The sequence below is a fragment of the Halomonas sp. KO116 genome, from assembly GCF_000734975.2.
GTDB classification, from domain to species: Bacteria; Pseudomonadota; Gammaproteobacteria; order Pseudomonadales; family Halomonadaceae; genus Vreelandella; species Vreelandella glaciei.
This window is the reverse complement of sequence record NZ_CP011052.1, coordinates 2,699,743-2,718,618: the sequence shown is the minus strand read 5'-3', so window position 1 is coordinate 2,718,618 and position 18,876 is coordinate 2,699,743. Positions and strand designations below refer to the sequence as shown.

17 protein-coding genes are annotated in these 18,876 nt (G+C 51.4%); 9 read left to right on the top strand and 8 right to left on the bottom strand.

The features are described 5' to 3' along the window. The first annotated feature begins 125 nt into the window (after window positions 1-125). The gene (locus tag KO116_RS25480; protein WP_200897100.1) at window positions 126-293 is read left to right on the top strand and encodes a hypothetical protein; all 168 of its coding nucleotides are present in this window, start codon (window positions 126-128) and stop codon (window positions 291-293) included. A gap of 540 nt (window positions 294-833) precedes the next feature. On the opposite strand, the gene KO116_RS25075 is transcribed toward KO116_RS25480, so the two are convergent. Both KO116_RS25075 and KO116_RS12585 read right to left on the bottom strand, forming a co-directional pair. After that, the gene (locus KO116_RS25075; protein ID WP_144408588.1) at window positions 834-1,346 is read right to left on the bottom strand and encodes a hypothetical protein; all 513 of its coding nucleotides are present in this window, start codon (window positions 1,344-1,346) and stop codon (window positions 834-836) included. 69 nt (window positions 1,347-1,415) lie between these two features. Then, window positions 1,416-1,931: a metal-dependent hydrolase gene (locus KO116_RS12585; protein ID WP_035566021.1), complete on the bottom strand. Its 516-nt coding sequence runs from the start codon at window positions 1,929-1,931 to the stop codon at window positions 1,416-1,418. 657 nt (window positions 1,932-2,588) lie between these two features. Between KO116_RS12585 and KO116_RS12575 the strand changes: the two genes are divergently transcribed. Then, complete coding sequence (locus tag KO116_RS12575) at window positions 2,589-5,519, top strand: hypothetical protein (protein ID WP_035566014.1); 2,931 nt, start codon at window positions 2,589-2,591, stop codon at window positions 5,517-5,519. A gap of 210 nt (window positions 5,520-5,729) precedes the next feature. On the opposite strand, the gene KO116_RS12570 is transcribed toward KO116_RS12575, so the two are convergent. The 3 genes from KO116_RS12570 to KO116_RS12560 form a co-directional block, all read right to left on the bottom strand. After that, complete coding sequence (locus tag KO116_RS12570) at window positions 5,730-6,275, bottom strand: invasion associated locus B family protein (protein ID WP_035566012.1); 546 nt, start codon at window positions 6,273-6,275, stop codon at window positions 5,730-5,732. Between the two features lie 932 nt (window positions 6,276-7,207). Further along, window positions 7,208-7,963, bottom strand: a complete 756-nt coding sequence (locus KO116_RS12565) for a phosphatase PAP2 family protein (protein WP_035566010.1) — start codon at window positions 7,961-7,963, stop codon at window positions 7,208-7,210. A gap of 76 nt (window positions 7,964-8,039) precedes the next feature. After that, a complete protein-coding gene (locus tag KO116_RS12560; RefSeq protein WP_235272563.1) occupies window positions 8,040-8,987 on the bottom strand; it encodes a GlxA family transcriptional regulator in 948 nt (315 codons plus the stop codon). Between the two features lie 167 nt (window positions 8,988-9,154). Here KO116_RS12560 and KO116_RS12555 point away from each other — a divergent pair, with 167 nt between their 5' ends. Further along, the gene (locus KO116_RS12555; RefSeq protein WP_035566006.1) at window positions 9,155-10,033 is read left to right on the top strand and encodes an MBL fold metallo-hydrolase; all 879 of its coding nucleotides are present in this window, start codon (window positions 9,155-9,157) and stop codon (window positions 10,031-10,033) included. Between the two features lie 417 nt (window positions 10,034-10,450). Continuing rightward, a complete protein-coding gene (locus KO116_RS12550; RefSeq protein WP_235272386.1) occupies window positions 10,451-11,098 on the top strand; it encodes a Crp/Fnr family transcriptional regulator in 648 nt (215 codons plus the stop codon). Between the two features lie 80 nt (window positions 11,099-11,178). On the opposite strand, the gene KO116_RS12545 is transcribed toward KO116_RS12550, so the two are convergent. Continuing rightward, window positions 11,179-11,706, bottom strand: coding sequence for a PadR family transcriptional regulator (locus KO116_RS12545; RefSeq protein ID WP_035566003.1), 528 nt, complete (start codon window positions 11,704-11,706; stop codon window positions 11,179-11,181). Window positions 11,707-11,820: 114 nt separating this feature from the next. Between KO116_RS12545 and KO116_RS12540 the strand changes: the two genes are divergently transcribed. The 5 genes from KO116_RS12540 (at window position 11,821) to KO116_RS12515 (ending at window position 16,637) form a co-directional block, all read left to right on the top strand. Beyond that, on the top strand, window positions 11,821-12,192 hold the full coding sequence (locus KO116_RS12540; protein WP_035565994.1) for a DUF2306 domain-containing protein: 372 nt from the start codon (window positions 11,821-11,823) through the stop codon (window positions 12,190-12,192). Window positions 12,193-12,301: 109 nt separating this feature from the next. Next, entirely contained in the window at window positions 12,302-12,928 is a 627-nt protein-coding gene (locus KO116_RS12535; protein ID WP_035565993.1) for a LysE family translocator, read from the top strand. Window positions 12,929-12,981: 53 nt separating this feature from the next. Continuing rightward, window positions 12,982-13,569, top strand: a complete 588-nt coding sequence (locus KO116_RS12530; protein ID WP_035565990.1) for an O-methyltransferase — start codon at window positions 12,982-12,984, stop codon at window positions 13,567-13,569. Window positions 13,570-13,670: 101 nt separating this feature from the next. Continuing rightward, window positions 13,671-14,195: an arsinothricin resistance N-acetyltransferase ArsN1 family B gene (locus tag KO116_RS12525; RefSeq protein WP_035565987.1), complete on the top strand. Its 525-nt coding sequence runs from the start codon at window positions 13,671-13,673 to the stop codon at window positions 14,193-14,195. A 1,536-nt stretch (window positions 14,196-15,731) separates the two neighbouring features. Continuing rightward, the gene (locus KO116_RS12515) at window positions 15,732-16,637 is read left to right on the top strand and encodes an extracellular catalytic domain type 1 short-chain-length polyhydroxyalkanoate depolymerase (protein ID WP_035565981.1); all 906 of its coding nucleotides are present in this window, start codon (window positions 15,732-15,734) and stop codon (window positions 16,635-16,637) included. Between the two features lie 300 nt (window positions 16,638-16,937). Here KO116_RS12515 and KO116_RS12510 read toward each other — a convergent pair whose 3' ends face one another. Both KO116_RS12510 and KO116_RS12505 read right to left on the bottom strand, forming a co-directional pair. Beyond that, window positions 16,938-17,651, bottom strand: a complete 714-nt coding sequence (locus KO116_RS12510) for a Crp/Fnr family transcriptional regulator (RefSeq protein ID WP_035565979.1) — start codon at window positions 17,649-17,651, stop codon at window positions 16,938-16,940. A gap of 206 nt (window positions 17,652-17,857) precedes the next feature. Further along, on the bottom strand, window positions 17,858-18,580 hold the full coding sequence (locus KO116_RS12505) for a Crp/Fnr family transcriptional regulator (protein WP_035565977.1): 723 nt from the start codon (window positions 18,578-18,580) through the stop codon (window positions 17,858-17,860). Window positions 18,581-18,876 lie beyond the last annotated feature (296 nt).

Sequence of the window (18,876 nt, the reverse complement as noted above, 5' to 3'; positions counted from 1 at the left end):
TGGTCGAGAGGAAATTGAACTGACGCCTGATAGCGCCATCGAAGGAAATATCAGATAAAGGTCGGCTTTTGCTGACAAGCTATTACTACCCGTTCTTGCAGGATGGGGTCTTCGCGGAGAACTTTATGGACTACGAACATGCAATTGTGAAATTCGAAGACGGGATTGGCACCCTGTTCTGCAACGGCTGCGGCATTATCCTCGCTGAGGGTACCCAGCATGAGGATAGAGAGCACTACTGTACCATGTGCATGAGCGGCAATTGTAAAGCAAAATTCAAGGACGGAAACTGACATTCCCAGCCCGCCACGCTCCGCGTTTTAGGGAAGGGGGCGTGTGAACATCATTAATCTGAAAACTCTTTAACATCCGCATTTGGCCGGATGCTGAATTTTAGGCGACGCTGATGGATAGAAGCTGGCAGTAAATGACCCAAAAGCAGGCAGGCTACATTGCCTGTTAAAGTTTGATACCACTTTCCTTTCACCACGGAGCTGGGCGTCTACATTTTTCGTTAAATCCTTTCAAATAAACTGGTTGTTGAAAGTGGTTTTCGGGTTGCGGGTGTTCATCATCTTCAAGGTCAGCTTTCAGGATGTCAGATGCGGCTTTGCATAACCTAAACGTATCTTGGTTGATGAAGGTGAGCATAGTAACCAGAGTAATTCGACGATTATTTTTGGCATGTTAACATGATCGAACACGGTCGTGATCGCAGTTACGATACACTCGCCGCGAAGGCTGGCGTCCGAACATTCAGGAGCCTTAAACACTGCAAATGCTGTGCTTGTGACTTGATTTCAAAGAACTAAAGCTCGGCATGAAGGTAACTCTTAGCAGCCATGAATGGGCTGACGATTTATAGCGGACACCGACTCATTTTGACTAAAACTCACTAAGTTCGCAGAGTATTGACGTGAGTCACACTCAACACGTGTAGAAAATGAATTGAGTCTAAGGGTTCCTGCTATACGCAGCTCTCTGCTTTTGTGTTCACTTTCAGAACCAAACAGGCGTATATATAATTCATCCGTATTTAGTAAGGATATCTGGTTTAAGCTTCCAGCGTAAAATCCAGAAATCACCTCTGGAAATAAAGATGTCTGATTTGGGGCAGGAATAAAATCTACAAATAATGGTTCGCCATATTCTGTTTCTGACAACATATCCAATCTAAACACTATTGTTCCAGAAACTTCGACTTCTCCAGAAAAGCGAACTACGCTTTGGGTGTTATCTATTTCTATAACGCGAAGATTGCTTGTGTAGTCAGAAAATCTTAATGTGTTGTCCGCCATTGTGGATTGAGAAAATGATATAAGTATCAATGTGATGATATATTTCATGGTGTGCCTGTTGGTTTCTTAAGGATTGAGTTGCGAATATTGCTTTATAGTGCTGGTTTCTGATGGCAGTTAAGACTCTAAGTTTTTTGCTTTGTAAGATCTCATGACTGAAATAACCACAAAATAAAGTACACTCCCGATTAAAAAGCTATACAAACAAGCTTTATGTAGTGATTTAACAGATATTAAGGAAAGTAACGAGTTTTCTGCTGCGAATGGAAAGAATGGGGCAACATCAGCATGCATTATACTATCTAATAGCACATGGCTAAATGTACCTATGAATGCTGAGAAAAAGCATACCCACCATTTGATATTGACCTGCCACTTGCTGTTTAAACCTAATAAAAACAAGCCAGTTTCAGCCAGGTATTTCCCTGACAAGGCTGAAAATATAGCCAAGATTGTGGCTCCGACATACGTATGACTAAAGCCGTGAAGATGCCCGTCGCCGGAGATTAAGACGATCAAGGGCTGAATATCCATTACAATCTGTGCCCAGCCAAAAATCATTAAGCTGAAACTACCTTGGAGCAGAGATTTAACCACTACTCCTGGCCCCATGTGAAAAGGAGTGAATGGCATACACTCTCCGTGTGATGTAATCGTTGCGTGCACGTGCGGAAGTTTACGAGCCTCCTACGATTGCACGTTGGCTGCGTAGCACTGCGCATTATGCAGTTTCAGTTAGATTATGCCAGCACCATTGCAACGACACCGATGTGCCAAGGCAGCAATGCGATCACTCAGAGCCTTTGCTATCAGGGGGCGCTTGTTAGCGAAACGCATGAGCACTCACCCGTTTTTTCTAATTGGCCTGGTGAGTGACCTCTATTTCTAGTAGTGATTCGGTGAGCAGCTTTTCTAGTGTACATTCTCGGCTTCGCCCAGGAAGCCCATAATCTGTTCTTCACTGAAACGCTTCTTCATGTCCAATCTCCTTATCCATAAGACCAGGTTCTAAAGTATAGCGCTTCGATCTGGGGGTGACGTCGGTGCTGAATTATAAACCCCCGCTTTATTTGATGAGGTTTTTCATATTGACTCAGCATTTAAATAAACGAACCTTATCACTATATTTTCGACTAAAAATAGCTTCTGCAACGCACCGTTATACTCGCGGCAGCGTTGGGTTGCTGAACCGCTCCCTCCCATAATTAGCTTCACGCTGAGATGCGTTGATCTAAAAATTAAGATCTCTAAATGACTGTTTTCTAATAAGTTGGCGTGAGGAGTGGTGCAGTGAATAATGTCTCAATAAATTATTTGCGATTAGGCGCAACCATTGCATTTATGATGACGGGGGCTCTCTTGGGATTTCCCGCCTTGTCACAAGAGACAGCTTTTACTTGCAGTGTGGAGGTGCAGGGCGAAGAAAGTAAACTGACATGTTTGAATGAAAACGGCACACCCGCCAGTTTCCATTATCAAGCGGCCCTACAAAACCGGATTTACCTGGAATATGGTCTGACACTGTTAGGGTGTGCTGTGCCGAAGATAGACGGCGACTTGAACGATGGAGACGATTCTATTGCGTGTGTGCAGAACATGTTCGGTCTTCCGCCAGGAGAGCTTTCGCGGGATGACGCACATTACATTAGTGCCGCAGCCGGAAATTCACACAGCCGGGAGCGTGCATTAGATTACTTGGCAACCCGTGGCTATCATCTCGTCAATGCTCACGGAGCGCTCACCGAGGTACCTCAGCTTGTAGGCCGTGTCCCTCTGAGCTTTCCGGCGCTCGAAGAGCCCCCCTCTGGCAAGAGGTCGATCATTAGTGACTACCGGTTTTACAACTTCGTTTATGACGCCAAAAACTCGTTCGTACAAGAAATGTCGCTGACGAATCCTGCTGTCTTCTTAAGGAATTTTTTTAAACCGGTCGCCACGCTTCTCGACCCCTCCGATGCACCGCAGGGCGGGGCACTAAACCAGGCTTGGCAAAACGTTCTCTATGAAGAAAGTCGGTACGCGAGGCTCTTCACTGATCCTGTGATGACGGCGATCGCGGAGGCTCCCCCGGTGCTTCGATGTATATATGATCAATATTCGGCCGCTCCGGCTGACGACCGGGATTACCTCACGTCTGCGCGGAGCATTAACCTTGCATTCTGGTCTGGCGCTGTTCCCGCGGCAATCGGGCCTGAAGCACTGCGTGCATTTCAGGTGCCGGAGTCAGGGTTGCATCCATTACTTGTCATCGGGCCGCCCGTCAACGCTTGTCCAGAGACCCTCGGCTTGGCGCTTGAGGTGATGGCGACGCAGTTTCCTGGGCAGGTGGCTGCCACTGTGGCGCCTGCCTCGGTTGATTCAGAAGACGCTGTCTTGGTGGTAGCAGAGGCGGGGCCGGAGCTAGGCTATCTGCCCCGTAGCCAGAGACGCTACTTTACGCGGATAATTGAAGGTGACAAATCGGCCGGCAATTCGGCTGCCAACAAGATTGGTATCTATATCGCATTTCACCGGGCATACGACGCAACCTGTCATGCCGAGATGACGGATGATTGGGAGGAATATACTTTCACGCGCGAAAGTGACCGCCTCGCTCTTCGCGAGGATGAGAAAATTAGGCTATCTCCTTCGGAATTCGAGGAGTTCTATCTTGCCGCTTCGTCGTTGGTGCCGGTTGTTATTGCAGAGTATGAGGAGGATCCAATAAAGGATTTCGGGAGCAGGGATCCGAATGCTGCCGTTCCTGAGGTTTACGCGATCCGTACTCAGACCGATGAGGAGAACGAGGCCGCCTTCGCCGAGATCCTTGCGCGCGAAGGATGCCGCTCTGAACTGGCTGGAGCGCTTCGCGCTGCATTGTCTGAGCATCTTCCCCAGATGACGATCAGCGAGGGTGAATCCACCGTTGCGATCTATTTTCAGGGCGTCACCGGCGCGCGAAGTATGAATGTGATGCTCGACGCACCCTACGATCCGGACAGCATGCAAAGGTCGAGAGTTGTTAGCAGCTCTGACGCAGGGTTGTTTCCTCTGGGGAGCGATTATGGCGGCAGGATGCTGTCATACATCGCCCGCGGAGACTTCGGCGCTGCACGCCGAGAGCATCGCAAGTCGGCCGACGAAGCGGTAAGGCAAATTCGGGCGATGGGGCCGTCGGGCTTCAACCCGGTCGCAGATTTCTACGAATGGGGCTTTCGAACCAGCGACAACTTCAGCCCGATGAATGCCTTAATCACGTCCTACATCATCCGTCGGGTTCAGGTTCTGGGCTCCTGCGGAGATCGATTGATCCCCATCTCACGCACCTATATCGAAACCGAGACGACACGAAACGGCTATGGCACCGAAATCATGTCCCGGGAAATCGGACGCTACAACGAGCAAGTGACGGTTCCAGCTGCCTTTTATCATATCGTAGACCAAGCCGAGGATATCACACCCGGCGTCTACTCACGTGACCTTGTCGATGGCGCAATTGAGGAGCTTTCATGCGCTTCCGAGATGCGCAAGCATCTCGAAGCCAATATGATCGCCTTCAATAGTGGTGGGGATCCCGCCTGGGTCAGCCCAGAAAACGAACGGCTTTTCAGCTCCAGTGATCAATCCGTTGGAACGGGAGAGAGTGCGTACGTTTACGCCGGTGCCGATGCAACCGTGATGCTTATAGAGGAGGCTGCCAAAGGTACCGATCCCAGGCTGTCGTTTCTTTACGACGTTCCGGATGACGCCGACAGGTCGCCGGGAGAATTGAATCTCCTCCTTATCGACGACATGCCGGCTGTTGTTTTCGACTCCAGCTATTTTGGCTTAAAGCCCGGCGAACGAGTTCCAGGCCGCATTGTGCGATTGATGATGACCTGCGCCGAAAACGGAGAACTCGACGTCAGTCAGTTTCTGTCCAGCACACAGTCCAACGATCTCGATCCGGATGCGACCTATGTAATGACCTATAGCGCCTACGGAATGGATGGGGAGTGGACGCTTCCCGTTCGCCTGGAGAGCCAGATCAATGGCGATGAGGGATTTACCTTCGCACGGTTCCGTGGGCGGATGGCCGTCGACGAAAGCACCTTTGCAGGACTTCGACCGACATCCAATTTCATCAGCGCAGTGCCAATGCCAAATGGGAATTATCATCTGGATGCTGGAGTCGACGGGGGACGCGTCAACACGACACTTGCGCCGCTGCTTGACCATTGCAGAGCAATCGGAACACCTTGATTCATGAGGCTGATGCTCTATCCATTACGCGGCTTTATTGAGCACTTATCGATTTCCTCGGCGCGTCGCTCCATGTGGCTAAAATGCTAAGTGCTAGAGCGCAGTTTTGCATGGCCCCGAGGCAGCAGGCGTAAACATAGGCCTGCTGGCAACGGCTGAGTAGACTTGCCGACCCTTTTAAGCCGGCTTTGTCGTGCAAGGCCCCTAAGATTAGGGAGCGATGCGGTTACTGGCGTCGGTAAAGCCGATCAGCGAAATATCTATGTCCATGCGTTCACCGCGTGGACTAATCATGCTGAGGGTTGCTGTATTGCCACTGCGGAGCTGCTGCAACATCGACGACTCAATGGGCACGTCAGCACGGCACCCTTGCTCCTGGCAGACCTGATAGGGGAATTGGACTGGCTCACCGTTATCCACACTAAATTGCAAGCCCGGGGCCAGACGTACCCCCAGTGGCACGAAGAAGCTCATCACCGGATCATCGATCTGGGGCGGGTAGTCGAGAATTACCTGCATCAAGGGCTGGTCGCTGTCAGGTTGAGTGATCAATTGCGACATCGCACAAGGGCTCGGGCCCTCGGCATTACTCTGGCAACGGACTTCCCAGTCCTGGAACGACTCGGTAGTGACATCATTACCGGACGCTGCCCCAGGTTGTTGTTGGCTGAAGGCATTGGGGGATAACGCCAAGAGCGATAATAGCCCCATCCTGCATAGGTTTTGAGACAGGTTTTGAGTAAGAGAGTTCGGCATTGGCGTAACCTCCTGTTGGTTCGCTGATGGTGGATAATAATACTCACCATGCCTGCTTGTTCGCTTGAGGTCGAGCCCTTGATTTACGAGAGCGTGGTTGGGCGGTTTACCTTCCTAGTCACCCGGTTATCCTGAGCGCTTAAGTGTTTAAGGTAAATGTAGATTTTATGTGTGAAATCATTCGCTATCTAGGTGAGCTCCGGAGTGGCGATTAAGGCTTACACAGGGCGCTAGGCAGGCGTGTAGTGGTGCAACTGCTGTGGAGTCTCTCTAAGCTAAAAAGCACCGTCAGATATCCTGCCGATATAAATCTGGCATTATACCCTGAGCAATATTCTGATATACCCAGGCATATATTTATATGCCCGCTTACCTTTGCAGTTTTTATTGGCGTGGTTTATGCAGTGGGCAATTAAAAGTGAAAGGCAAGAGTGTGAAGGAGCTGTTTGAAATTATGTAAGGAAACAAAGTTGCGTTCTATCATAAGCTAAGCCTAACACTACTGCATTTTGCTATTAGTCTTAGCAGGAGGCGGTAGTGCTTAGTTAGGTTCGCTTAGTTACCTAGTACGTTGGTTTCGCTTTTCTTTGATGATTTAGCAGCTTTCTTTTCTTTGGCTGTTAGAAGGGGGTTCTTTTTAGTGTCTTTTCCTTTGCTCATACTATTTGCCTCTATTAATTCATTAGTGACCCGTTAAGCTGTATGAAACCAGCTTCCGTGAGCTGATGTTAGCGCATAAAGTGTCGACGCGCATTGTATATAGTTAATACCCTACTAAAACGTAAAAGTTGGCCTCACCCTGGCCTTATGGAATCTTCAGGAAGTAGCAAGGTGACTGGCAGACAGCACCTTGTTTCGCTTCAAGCCAAATATTCGTTCTTCCAGGTGGCTGGGCAACACCCTCTGTGTTGCCCAGCGCTATTTGAGCCACGTTATTCGGTGCCGGAGCTGCTTTCTTCCGGCTCTAACTGCCCATGCCGCTGCATCCAGCGCATCACGATCCAGCACAGTGCTGCCCAGCTCGCCCCGGCCGTCCAGCCGGCAAGTACATCGGTCGGCCAATGAACCCCAAGGTAAACGCGGCTTATGCCCACCAGCAGGGTCAACAATATCGCCAGTATCAAAAGGTAAGCCTTTAGCCTCAGCGCGGGCTGTACGCGAATGAGTAGCGCTGCCAGGGTGAGGTAGGTCACGGCTGACATCATTGAGTGACCGCTGGGAAAGCTCGCGGTGTAGACCATGGCTTCATGAGGCACGAGATCGGGGCGAGGGCGGTCAAAGCCCAGCTTCATCACGGTGCTGAGAAGTATGCCACCGGGCACCGCGATTGAGGCGAAGAGGGCCGCGCGATAGTGTCTGGCAAGTAACAGGTAGCCCAGGGCGCCCAAGGTGATGAGTACCAGCACGCCGACACCGCCCAGTGCGGTGAAGTCTCGGCCCATTTCCTCAACCCAGCCCGGCCCGATTGGGTCGCTAAGATCTGCGGGGTTGCGAAGGGCGAGCAGCAGGCTCTCATCGATGCTATGGGTGTCCCCCTCGATAACTTCTTCGGCCAGCGCGACGAACCCCCAAATCCCACCGGAAAGTACCGCGACGCATAGCAGCATCGCCAGTTCGTAGCGGCCGAGCCGAGCCAGTAGGGAAAAGCTTTTGCGCCCAACTTGTCCAAGTTTTTCATGGTGCTTCATTTGCAACTCCTTTGCTTTGAGAAGGGGTACTCAGCGCCAATTCTGACGTTTTGACAGGAGAAGTTTGGCAGGATAGTCAGGCATTGTCGCCGAAGGTCTTGCGCCAGTCCCGGGGGCTGACCTGATGGCGCTGCCTGAAATGTTGCCGAAACGAAGTCGCCGTGTGAAAGCCGCTCTTTTCCGCAATGGCTTCTACCGACAAGGAGGTGGTTTCCAACAGCTCGCGCCCGCGCCGTAAGCGCTCGTTTACCAGCCACTCCACGACCGTCATGCCGGTGGCCTTATGAAAATGGCGCGTGAAAGTTCGCCGACTCATGGCCGTTCGGGCGGCGAGTTCGTCGATAGTGTGCGATGACGCCAGATGTTCGCGCAGGTAGTCGAGCAGGCGATTGATATGGGCATCCTGGGTGGAGACGGCAACCGGCTGTTCAATGAACTGCGCCTGCCCACCTTCCCGATGCGGTGGAACCACCATGACGCGGGCAATCTTGTTGGCGATCTGCGCGCCGTAATACTTGCGCACCAGGAACAAGCAGCAATCCAGGCCAGCGGCCGTGCCCGCCGAGGTCACCAGCCGATCCTCCTCAACGTAGAGCGCATTGGTGTCCAGCTTGACCTGGGGGAAACGGGTAATGAAGTCCTGCTCAGCAATCCAGTGCGTTGATGCCCGCCTGCCATCAAGCAGCCCGGCATAGGCTAGGGCATAGGTGCCGTAACAGAGCCCCACCACATGGGCGCCCCGTTCATGACAGCGGACGAGCGCTTCAACCAACTCGGGCGGCGGGGCTTCGTTCAGGTCATGCCAGCCAGGCACCACCGCAATATCCACGCTATCCAGCAGTTCCAGACCGCCGTCGGGTCTTACCGTCACTACTTGCTCGCTTTCCGGCGGTTCCCCCGGCATTGCCACGATGGAAAGATCGAACAAAGGGTGCTCGGGTAAGGCCATACCGAACACCGTATAAGGCACCGAGAAATGGAATGGAGTGATGCGGGGGTGGAGGATTACTCCGACACGGGGCACGGACAAGGCTTGGCTCCTAACGTTTTCTTCGCTCAATACTACTATGCTGCCCCAAAAAATGTTGGCCCAAAAGTGTCGATCTATGGCTTTCAGGCCAATTTTTTAGTTATTTGAAGCCCTCTAAACTGCTTGCTATCAACCCAACACTGTATTGAAGGAGTAGGTAGATGCTATTTAAAACCTTAGCCAGTTCCCTTGGTCTTACCACTGCACTTGTTACCGGTAGCGCCTCTGCGGCTTCGAACGCTCAAGAAGCAACGCATCAGGTGCAGCAAATTCGTAACGCTACGGTGAAGATCACCTACGGCGACACCACCTTTCTGATCGATCCTATGCTGGCCGAACAGGGAGCTTATCCCGGCTTTGAGGGTACCTACCGTAGCGAGCTACGTAATCCGCTGGTTGGATTGCCCATGTCGGCAGAGGCGGTGATCGACGGTACTGACGCCGTCATCGTCACTCACACCCACCTTGATCACTGGGACGATGCCGCTCAAGCGTTGCTACCGAAGGATATCCCCCTGTTTGTTCAGAATGCCGCCGATGCCGAGCTGATTCGCTCACAGGGTTTCAGCGATGTGCGCATCCTTGATGGTAGCGCTGAGTTCGGCGGAGTGAAGCTTCACAGGACAGGCGGCCAGCATGGCTCCGATACCCTCTATGCGGTTCCTGAATTGGCGAAATTGCTAGGTGACGTCATGGGCGTGGTCTTTGAAGTGCCAGGAGAAAATACTACCTATGTGGTCGGCGATAGCGTATGGCGTGACGAGGTCGAGCGGGCGCTGGAGCAATATAATCCGCAGGTGATCGTGTTGAATACAGGTGCTGCCGAGGTCACCGGCTTTGAAGGTGACCCCATTATTATGGGTAAGGAGGACACGCTGCGAACGCATCGGGCGGCCCCAGATGCCACCATCATCGCGGTGCATATGGATGCCGTGAACCATATAACGTTAAGCCGTGATGAGCTCGCCGATTACGTGCGGGAAGAGGGAATTCAAGATCACGTATTGATTCCTTCCGATGGCGAAGTCATCTCCTTTTAATTCCTAGGGCCGCTTCTTTTGTGACGGCACGCTGCCGCTAGTAGGTATCGAAAAGGCAGTAACGAATGCAGCCAAAGTCATTGAGTATGCTCGATCGGCAAACGAGCTCGTTGTTTATATGCAGCATGAGTCTGCAGATCCAGAGATCCCTTTTGCCGAATGCGATCCAACACGGTTCTTTTTTGACAGAAATCAGTAAAGATTGACGCAACTGATTGATAATGCGGATTATTCATAACATATGTTAAGTTAGAAATGTAAGCATATGTTTTAGAATGCTGTTAATAAATCATTTGCCTGCGAGGTAGCGTAGTGGCTCTCATCGACACAGTGGTGATGCGGGGCCTAAGTACCCAAGGTGCTCTGTCGCCTGAAGACAAAGCGCTATTGCTGGGTCTTGAACTCAGCACTAGATACATGTCAGCAAGCGAGGTGCTCTGGCAGGAGAGCGAGGAGGCTGATCTGTTCTGCGTGGTTAAGGAAGGGTGGGCATATTCTTATCGCAACTTGAAAAATGGCTCAAAGCAGATCCTCAAGTTCTACCTTCCTGGTGATATCATCGGCATTCGCGATTTTGGCTTCACTCGACGCCTGGCAAGTGCGGCGATGATTAATGAAGGTGTGATCTATCCGTTCTCCTATCAGCAGCTTTTTGAACTTTTTGGGCGTTCAAACCTAGCCGTCGGTATCATGGCGACTGCGATGCGTCAGCAGGCGCAACTCTCCGAGCGGCTGATCTACCTCGGCAAGTACTCAGCCCACGAGCAGCTGGCTCACTTTCTCTACGAAATCTATCTGCGACTGAAACGGATCAATGCCGTTGAGGACAATAGCTTCCTCATGCCGCTCACGCAGGAGCTGATTAGCGACGCGCTGGGGATGAGCCCGGTACACGTGAGCCGGACTTTCTCGATGCTGCGTGATGAGGGCTTGGTGATCCGAAACCGCCAGCACGTGAAGCTGCCCGACCCCGAAGCGTTGGCGCGGTTTGTCGAATTCAATGATAGCTATATCGATGAGTTCCTACCTCCCTCGTTTTCTGAACTTTTAAAAGCAAGCCCGTAAAGCGCTGGCAGCCTCTATTGGCTGATCACAGTCCCCCACCAAAGCCCCCAGCTTCCACGAGAAGCTGGTTGCACCAAAAGCTAATCTTCCTCCATCACTTCATCGACCCATTCCACCCAGGTTTCAGTAAGGCGTTGTCCAAGTCGCAATGTGTGCCAGGGCGCAAGCTGGGAGGGCGTCAACGTCTCTGGGTTGCTAAACCACTCCTGTTCGATGGCAGCGTAAGTCGTTAGGCGTTCCTGGAGTTGCTTCCTGAAGGCAGCGAGCTCTTCGCGGCGGGCCTCCTCAGGCCAGCGTTCCCAGGCGAAAAACTTGGCAAACAATGGCTGGCGCACAGGGCCGGTAGACAAGGGCTCGGCGAGCCAGGTGTCCAACGCCTGTCGCCCCGCTTCGGTGAGTTGGTAAACCTTGCGGTCGGGGCGTTCGGTTTGCGGCAGTGTCTCGCACGTTAGTAGGTCATCGTCGCGCATTCGGTCAAGTTCGCGGTAGAGCTGCTGGTGGCTCGCCTGCCAAACATGGGCGAGACCCGCTTTGAAGCGCTGAAGAATATCGTAGCCAGTGCCGGGCTCACGCTGAAGAGTGATTAATAAAACGGCGCGTAGGGACATGAGTAACCGTGTGTTTCGAACGTTATGCACATAGTTGCATAATAAAATGGCAGGGGCTAGCCTTATGCAACAAGTTGCATTTGCCAGGCGATTGACTTAGCTCTCGGAGGTTCCATGGCGTTTACCCTGCATCTCTACGCGTCTCTTCTGGCCCTGGGGCTTGGGGCTATTCTGCTGCTTTCGCCAAAGGGCACTATGCTCCATCGACTAATGGGCAGTACCTGGGTGCTCGCCATGGCATCCTCTGCTTTGAGCTCCTTCTGGTTTGGCGGCGGCGTTCTGCCGCTGATAGGTCACTTTGGGCCGATACATCTGCTTTCGTTGTGGGTGCTAGTGGCTCTTGCCGTTGCAGTGGTGGCTATCCTCAAGGGGAGGGTAGAGCAGCATCGCGGTTGGATGGTTGGCGCCTATCTAGGGCTAGTCGGTGCCTTTGTTGGTTCCCTGGCACCGGGGCGCTGGGTCGCCGTTCAGTTGGGCTTGTGGTAATGGTTAAAAGCAAGCGGGATAGATAGATTCACTGAGCTTCTAGCAGAGCACTCCAATCATTGTTGAGCTTATGCTAACTTAGCATTAACAACCTGTGAGGTAGCTTTCCATGTCTATTGAAATCTGGTTCGCCTTTGCTCTTGCGTCCTTGGCGTTGCTCGCTATCCCTGGGCCAACGATTTTGACCGTGGTTAGCTACTCCATTGCACAAGGCAGGCGCGCCAATATTCCGCTTGTCGCTGCGGTAGCATTGGGTGACTCAACGGCGCTGCTCTTTTCACTGCTTGGCTTGGGAGCGGTGTTAGCCACCTCGGCATTCTGGTTCACCGTGATCAAGTGGATCGGCGGTTTATACTTGCTCTATATGGGCATCAAGCTGTTGCGAGCCGGTATTTCGTCGGTGCAGCCAGTAACACCGGCGGTATCGGGTTCGCGCTGGAAGCTCTTCACCAATACCTATCTCGTTACTGCGCTTAACCCGAAGGGCATTATCTTCTTCGTCGCCTTTTTGCCGCAGTTTGTCAGCCCGAACGCCGATGCCGGGCAGCAGCTATGGATACTTGCGGTCACGTTCGTGGTGTTGGCAATGCTGAATGCCACTCTCTACGCCGTATTCGCAACGTCGGTGCGCAAGATACTGGCATCGCGTCGTGCCCAGCGCCGTTTTAACTTGGTTGGCGGAACGTTGCTCTCTTCAGCGGGTGTCTGGGCGCTGCTTGCCAAGCGGCCTGCGTAAGCCAAGGCCGGTAAATTTGATGATGGAAATGCTGTGCCTAGCGGGAGACAACTGTGAGTGAAACCATTAAAGAACTGCTAACGGAACTTGAGAAATTTGGCCAACAAAATGATGCTGCCATTTCTGAACGCCCAAAACGAATGCTCAATATCACCCGCGATACGGGGGAGTTCCTATCGGTACTTGTTCAAGCAACCAATGCCCAACGAGTGCTGGAAATTGGTACCTCGAATGGGTACTCCACCTTGTGGCTGGCCCAGGCAGTGCAGAGGATTGGTGGGCACGTCACTACCGTTGAGCTCTCCGAATTCAAGCTTGAGATGGCCGTGAGGAATTTTGAGCGCTCAGGCCTCTCTGATGTCATCACTCAGCATCGGGGTGAGGCGGGTGGTTTTCTTGAGAGGCTGGACGATGCCTGTTTCGATCTGCTCTTTTTAGACTCAAAACGCTCGGATTATGTGCAGTGGTGGCCGAATATCCAGCGAGTTTTACGCAAGGGCGGACTGCTTGTGGTGGATAACGCCACTTCCCATGCAGATGAAATGGCTGATTTTATGGCGCTGGTATCGGCAGATCCCGATTTCACCACGTGCACCGTCCCCGTTGGTAATGGCGAGTTTCTGGCAACGCGGTGTGGGTGACGCCTGGCTTAGTGTTAAAGGCGCCTTAGCTGACCAAGAAAGCGTCAGTCGAATTTTGTTACTCGTTGAACTTAACCCCTAGAATATAAATGGAATAAACCATGATCAGAGATGCGGTCAAAGGTGATTCGGAAGCCATCGCGCAAATTTATAACCACTACATCGAAAATACCGCTATTTCCTTTGAAGAAAAGCCGGTTTCTGGAGCAGTGATTCAAGCAAGGATAGAAAGCGTGCAGAGCGCAGGTTTACCTTGGATCGTCTTAGTGGAAGGCGACACGGTGATGGGCTACGCCTATGCGACGAAATGGAAGGAGAGAAGCGCCTACCGATTTGCAGTGGAAACCAGCGTCTACCTTTCCAACCAAGCGCACGGCAGGGGCTTGGGTGCAAAACTGTACGAAACGCTCTTTTCCAAACTCAAAGAGAGTGGCATTCAGACGGTGATTGGCGGCATCACGCTTCCCAACCCAGCCAGTGTTGCGCTACACGAGAAAATGGGGATGAAAAAAGTAGCCCAATTTGAAAAGGTTGGGTTTAAGTTCAATCAGTGGCAAGACGTTGGGTACTGGCAGTTAAGCTTGGGGGAAAGGTCAGGAGCTGAGCAAGCGGTATCCAGTCGATGATAGCGACGCGAGTTTGCTCGGTAATTTCGAACGGGACAGGTCGGTGTGTCTTTTGCTTCATCACCATGGCTCGTGGAGATATGCGCGTACCATGGGCTATATCCCGTACTTATCAATTGACGAGGTCGCAGCTTTGCTATCGATGATTAAATTGAAGAGGGCAATATCTCTCGTCTTTTTTGCAAGTTGTAGCTGTACACGGATGGCCCAGATATCTCGAAGACGCAGAGGTGCCTTCTGCCCAACCAATTTGCTTTATTCCAAGGTATAAAGGAGATTTCAGTCGCTGAGGACGCATTTCTCGCTAACGAGAAACGCCTGGACAAACTCACTAAATTCAAAGTCGATTGAGAGACTAAGGGCTTAATCATGGCTCTGTCGCGCTTGTAAAAGCTGGTAGGACTCCTTAGTAGGTGTATCTTAGGCGTTACCCGATTAATTCCAGGTGTTGGCATAATGAGTGAGGATATTGTGATTTGCCTTGCTGGCCGTAAATGGTGCCAATACGGCTGAGCTCTGTAATCGCCAATAGTTTTCGGGTTTTCACACAGCCTCGCCCTTTATTGGGCACATTACGCTACTTTGTCGTGTTGTGAATTTGAAAAAATGGTCTTTGGCTAATAGCAAAAATACACCGCTGAAAAATCACAGTAATGGGAAAGTTCCTTTTCATCGGGTGAGTTCTCAGAGTAGTTAATTTAAGTAACCTTTATTTTTGATAATCCTTCGCCGCTATGTGCGTAAGCGCACGGTGAGTGCTTTCTGTAAGCGTCATCCTAAGAGAGAGTTTGGCAAAGGACATGCCTAAACAAGGAAGTTGCGCTATGCGCTGTAAGGATGCAGCGCCCCTTTTCCATAGTAATAATAGTATTCCATTCTTCGTTCTGCTGTTGTCCTTGGCATTAGGTATCGTCACCTGACATTGTTTTTGACGAATAATCTCTACTCTCGCCCCGGCAGATGCTAACAGCATGGCCCATCAACTTTCATTACTAATGATGAGTAACCATATCTGTAGTGCTGCGATGGGTATTTACGAGCAATGGTTCGAGTAAGAGCACCGAGATGAGGGGGGGCAACTCCTTCTCCATGGCATGAAGGCTTAGCATTAACGTGATCCGCTGTAAGGAAAATGTCATGAAAATCATTTTTGTGCTAACGCTTGGAACGATAGCCTTGCTTTTGGCTTTCACTGGCCAGGATTCGCTTAGTGCGAGAATCTTCCCTGCTACGGTGGGCCTTGTGTTATTCGCGCTGGCGCTGAGTCCGAGATCTGCTCAGGGTGAAGAGAAGGCATCCAGGCCCTGAATTCTAGCTAACCAAAGGTGAGCGATTCCAGCGATCGTTCTGAGGTGGCAGGGCCCTTGGAGGGCATCCTAGCAATCACATAGATAACTACACATCATTGTTCAGCTGCAATCGAAGAGAAGGATTCAGCTTAAAATTCAGAAAGAACTACCCTGAGTAAGGCTTTCCAGAGCGGTCTTTCTTTGCGGGTAGCCTTATGAGCCAAACTAAACTGGCAAAGGAGATTTTATGACGACATCTTCAGATACCCATAATCGCCTGACCTCGTTAAAACAATTCGGAACTGACCCTGGGTCGTTGCATGCAGACACCTATATCCCGAAGAATTTTCAGAAGAATGGGCCACTCGTCGTCGTTCTACACGGCAGCACCCAGTCGGCTGAGAGCTATGATCACGGATCAGGCTGGTCAACTCTCGCCGATGAATGCGGAATAGCGCTTCTGTATCCGGAGCAGAGGAAAACCAATAACGCTCTTAGCAGCTTCAATTGGTTCAAGGCTGGCGACACCCGTCGTGGCGGAGGCGAACCGCTCTCTATTCGTCATATGATCAATCAGGTCGTTGAGGATCACGGCATCGACCCAACACGTGTGTACATCACGGGGTTGTCCTCGGGTGGGGCAATGGCATCTGTGATGCTGGCGACCTATCCAGAGGTATTCGCGGGAGGTGCGATCATCGCTGGACTACCCTACCGCAGCACGGACACTCTGATGCAAGCGATGGTTCGCATGAAAGGATATGGCGGCCCTTCGGATAGCAAGCTCGACTCGCTTGTGCGTGGAGCGTCGACATTTGACGGCCCTTGGCCAACAATTTCGGTCTGGCATGGTGGCAGCGATTTGACTGTTGACAATGCCAATGCTGACTCCATCGTTCGACAGTGGCAGAAGATTCACGAGGTCGAAGGGCCACCGACCAGGGTGGAGGAGGTAGAAAGTTTTCCTCGACAGGTCTGGTGCAACGCGGATGGGCGGGAGGTGATCGAGGAATACATCATCGGGAAAATGGGGCACGGAACGCCGATCATGGCAGAGGGGGAAGACGGCCTCGGAGAAGAAGGCAGGTATATGCTGGAAGTCGGTATTTCTTCGACCCGCCATATAGCGCATTTCTGGGATCTTACTGCGTAAGGTAACGGTGGCCGGTTGGTTCTTTCCACCACCGCTTAGACACTCAAGATAGTGCCAAAGTACAACGCTATGCTCGAATGGCTCAGATAATGTAAAGCTTCGTCTAAGGCGCTTGCTTTGCATTATCTGAGCATTTTTTATTTGTCAGCACTTATAGTGTGAGGTCTATATTTTGCTCACACTTAACTATTCGTCTTTTCTCTTCCAACCGAGACATCCGTCTGAACGAATATGTAGTCGGTCCATGTTGCTGGATAAAAGGGCTTGGGAGAGAGGTCAGAGCGCTACTTCTCTTTTCTTTTACAATGACTTCATTACTCTGGCATATAGTGCGCAATCTTCGGTGTAGCACTCGCAGGCCGTCTCAATCAGACCCGGTCGGTCAAGCACGACGATTGCGCCACGGTGATAACGAATTAGGCTACGGGCCTGAAGGGTGGACGCTGCCAGCGTAATCCCGGCACGCCGGACACCGAGCATCATGGCGAGAAACTCATGGGTCAGCTGCAATTGAGCAGAGTTAGCGCGATCCTCCGTCATCAACAGCCAGCGGGCGAGCCGGGCTTCAATCTGATGAAAGTGGTTACAGGCCACTGATTTCGCTAGCTGATTCATCACCACATAGAGGTACTTATTTAACCGTTGATGCAGTACAGGGCCCTTCTCAAGTAGCCACTGGAAGCGGGCAGCGCTGATACGCAAGGCGGTCCCCGAGCCCTGAACCAATGCAAGGAGGGGCGCCTCATTGATACCTAGCACCAGTGAGGTGCCCAGCATACCTTCTCGGCCTGCCATCGCGACTTCAAGCCGGATGCCACCATTGATGACTGCAATGAGTGAAATAAAACTATCGATAGGGAAGTAAACGTGGGTGATCGTATCGCCGGGCTGGCATAACACTTTGCCAAAGGCAAGTTCCACGGTTTCACAGTCAGCCATCAAGGCATACCGCTCAACGTCTGGTAGCGACGCAAGTAGCTGATTGGTGTTAGGAGTGTGCAAAAAATAAGACATGCGCCTCTCCGGTCATAAGAACCTGGCAATCGGCACAATGAAGGTAATAATCATTTCAATGTCGGCTGCAAAACCATCATTAGAAAAACTTCTAACGTTAGTCTTACATAATAACATTGGATGCTTCACGCGTCGGCTCGCTAGCGTACACAACGCGCTAATACTTTTTTGCGGTTAGGCTTGTTGCCTTGATTTAGGCGCTTAAATTACGTTGTTACGTTCTCGTGGCTCAGCAGGCGGTCGTACTCTTCCTTGACGACCGCATAGCATTCACAGACACGCTCTTCTAGCCCAGCCCGGTCTATTACAGTGATACATCCACGACTATAGGAGATCAAACCGGATTTCTGAAGTTTACCCGCCGACTCAGACACCCCTTCGCGACGAACACCGAGCATATTGGAGATCAATTCCTGAGTCATGTTTAATGTCTTGCCAGGTAACCGATCAATGCTGAGCAGCAGCCAGCGACATAGCTGCTGATCGAGGCTGTGATGACGATTGCATACCGCCGTCTGTGCCATCTGCGTTAGCAAGGCTTGGGTGTAGCGCAGCAGCAACCGTTGCATCGGACCAGCGCGGTAGAATTCGTTTTTGAGCAAGTTACCCTTAAGACGATAAGCGTGCCCGGCACTCTGTACGACCGCTCGGTTGGGTGTAGTCTCACCGCCCATAAAGAGCGACACGCCTACAATGCCTTCATGGCCTACAACGGCAATCTCTGTTGAAGCACCGTTCTCCATTACATAAAGCAATGAAACAATGGAATCAACCGGAAAGTAGACATGGCTCATCAGCTCTCCGGACTCCCCCAGCGATTGGCCCAATGTCAGCGTCACCCTTTCGAGATCAGGCAATAGGCGATTCAGTTCTTCTTCCGGCAGTCGGCTAAGCAACGCGTTTTGTTGAAAATCACGCGGTTCAAGCATTGAATACCCCTCTCTCATTATCTCAAGCGTCATGCAGTCTTGTTTAAACTAGCACTGGGGAGTATGTGTTATAGGTATTTTTATACGGTGATTTACGCCGATTCACATACACTTAGATAAGTATAGAATATCGGGAGCACAGGACTGTACGCTAACGCACATAAAGTTTTCGGACAGGTAGGTGAGCTGTTAGTGACCTCAGGAAAGCGTTCCCGGTGGGTGGATTTCTCACGCAGTTTTCGCCAACATAGGGTCATGTGGTTATTTACCCGTTAGTTTCATTCTTAGAGCTTCGA

Coding starts and splice junctions, on each gene's coding strand:
- KO116_RS12565 (WP_035566010.1), bottom strand. CDS start 7,963: ATGAAGCACCATGAAAAACTTGGACAAGTTGGGCGCAAAAGCTTTTCC.
- KO116_RS12585 (WP_035566021.1), bottom strand. CDS start 1,931: ATGCCATTCACTCCTTTTCACATGGGGCCAGGAGTAGTGGTTAAATCT.
- KO116_RS12525 (WP_035565987.1), top strand. CDS start 13,671: ATGATCAGAGATGCGGTCAAAGGTGATTCGGAAGCCATCGCGCAAATT.
- KO116_RS25480 (WP_200897100.1), top strand. CDS start 126: ATGGACTACGAACATGCAATTGTGAAATTCGAAGACGGGATTGGCACC.
- KO116_RS12545 (WP_035566003.1), bottom strand. CDS start 11,706: ATGTCCCTACGCGCCGTTTTATTAATCACTCTTCAGCGTGAGCCCGGC.
- KO116_RS12570 (WP_035566012.1), bottom strand. CDS start 6,275: ATGCCGAACTCTCTTACTCAAAACCTGTCTCAAAACCTATGCAGGATG.
- KO116_RS12505 (WP_035565977.1), bottom strand. CDS start 18,580: ATGCTTGAACCGCGTGATTTTCAACAAAACGCGTTGCTTAGCCGACTG.
- KO116_RS12555 (WP_035566006.1), top strand. CDS start 9,155: ATGCTATTTAAAACCTTAGCCAGTTCCCTTGGTCTTACCACTGCACTT.
- KO116_RS12510 (WP_035565979.1), bottom strand. CDS start 17,651: ATGTCTTATTTTTTGCACACTCCTAACACCAATCAGCTACTTGCGTCG.
- KO116_RS12515 (WP_035565981.1), top strand. CDS start 15,732: ATGACGACATCTTCAGATACCCATAATCGCCTGACCTCGTTAAAACAA.
- KO116_RS12540 (WP_035565994.1), top strand. CDS start 11,821: ATGGCGTTTACCCTGCATCTCTACGCGTCTCTTCTGGCCCTGGGGCTT.
- KO116_RS25075 (WP_144408588.1), bottom strand. CDS start 1,346: ATGAAATATATCATCACATTGATACTTATATCATTTTCTCAATCCACA.
- KO116_RS12550 (WP_235272386.1), top strand. CDS start 10,451: ATGTCAGCAAGCGAGGTGCTCTGGCAGGAGAGCGAGGAGGCTGATCTG.
- KO116_RS12535 (WP_035565993.1), top strand. CDS start 12,302: ATGTCTATTGAAATCTGGTTCGCCTTTGCTCTTGCGTCCTTGGCGTTG.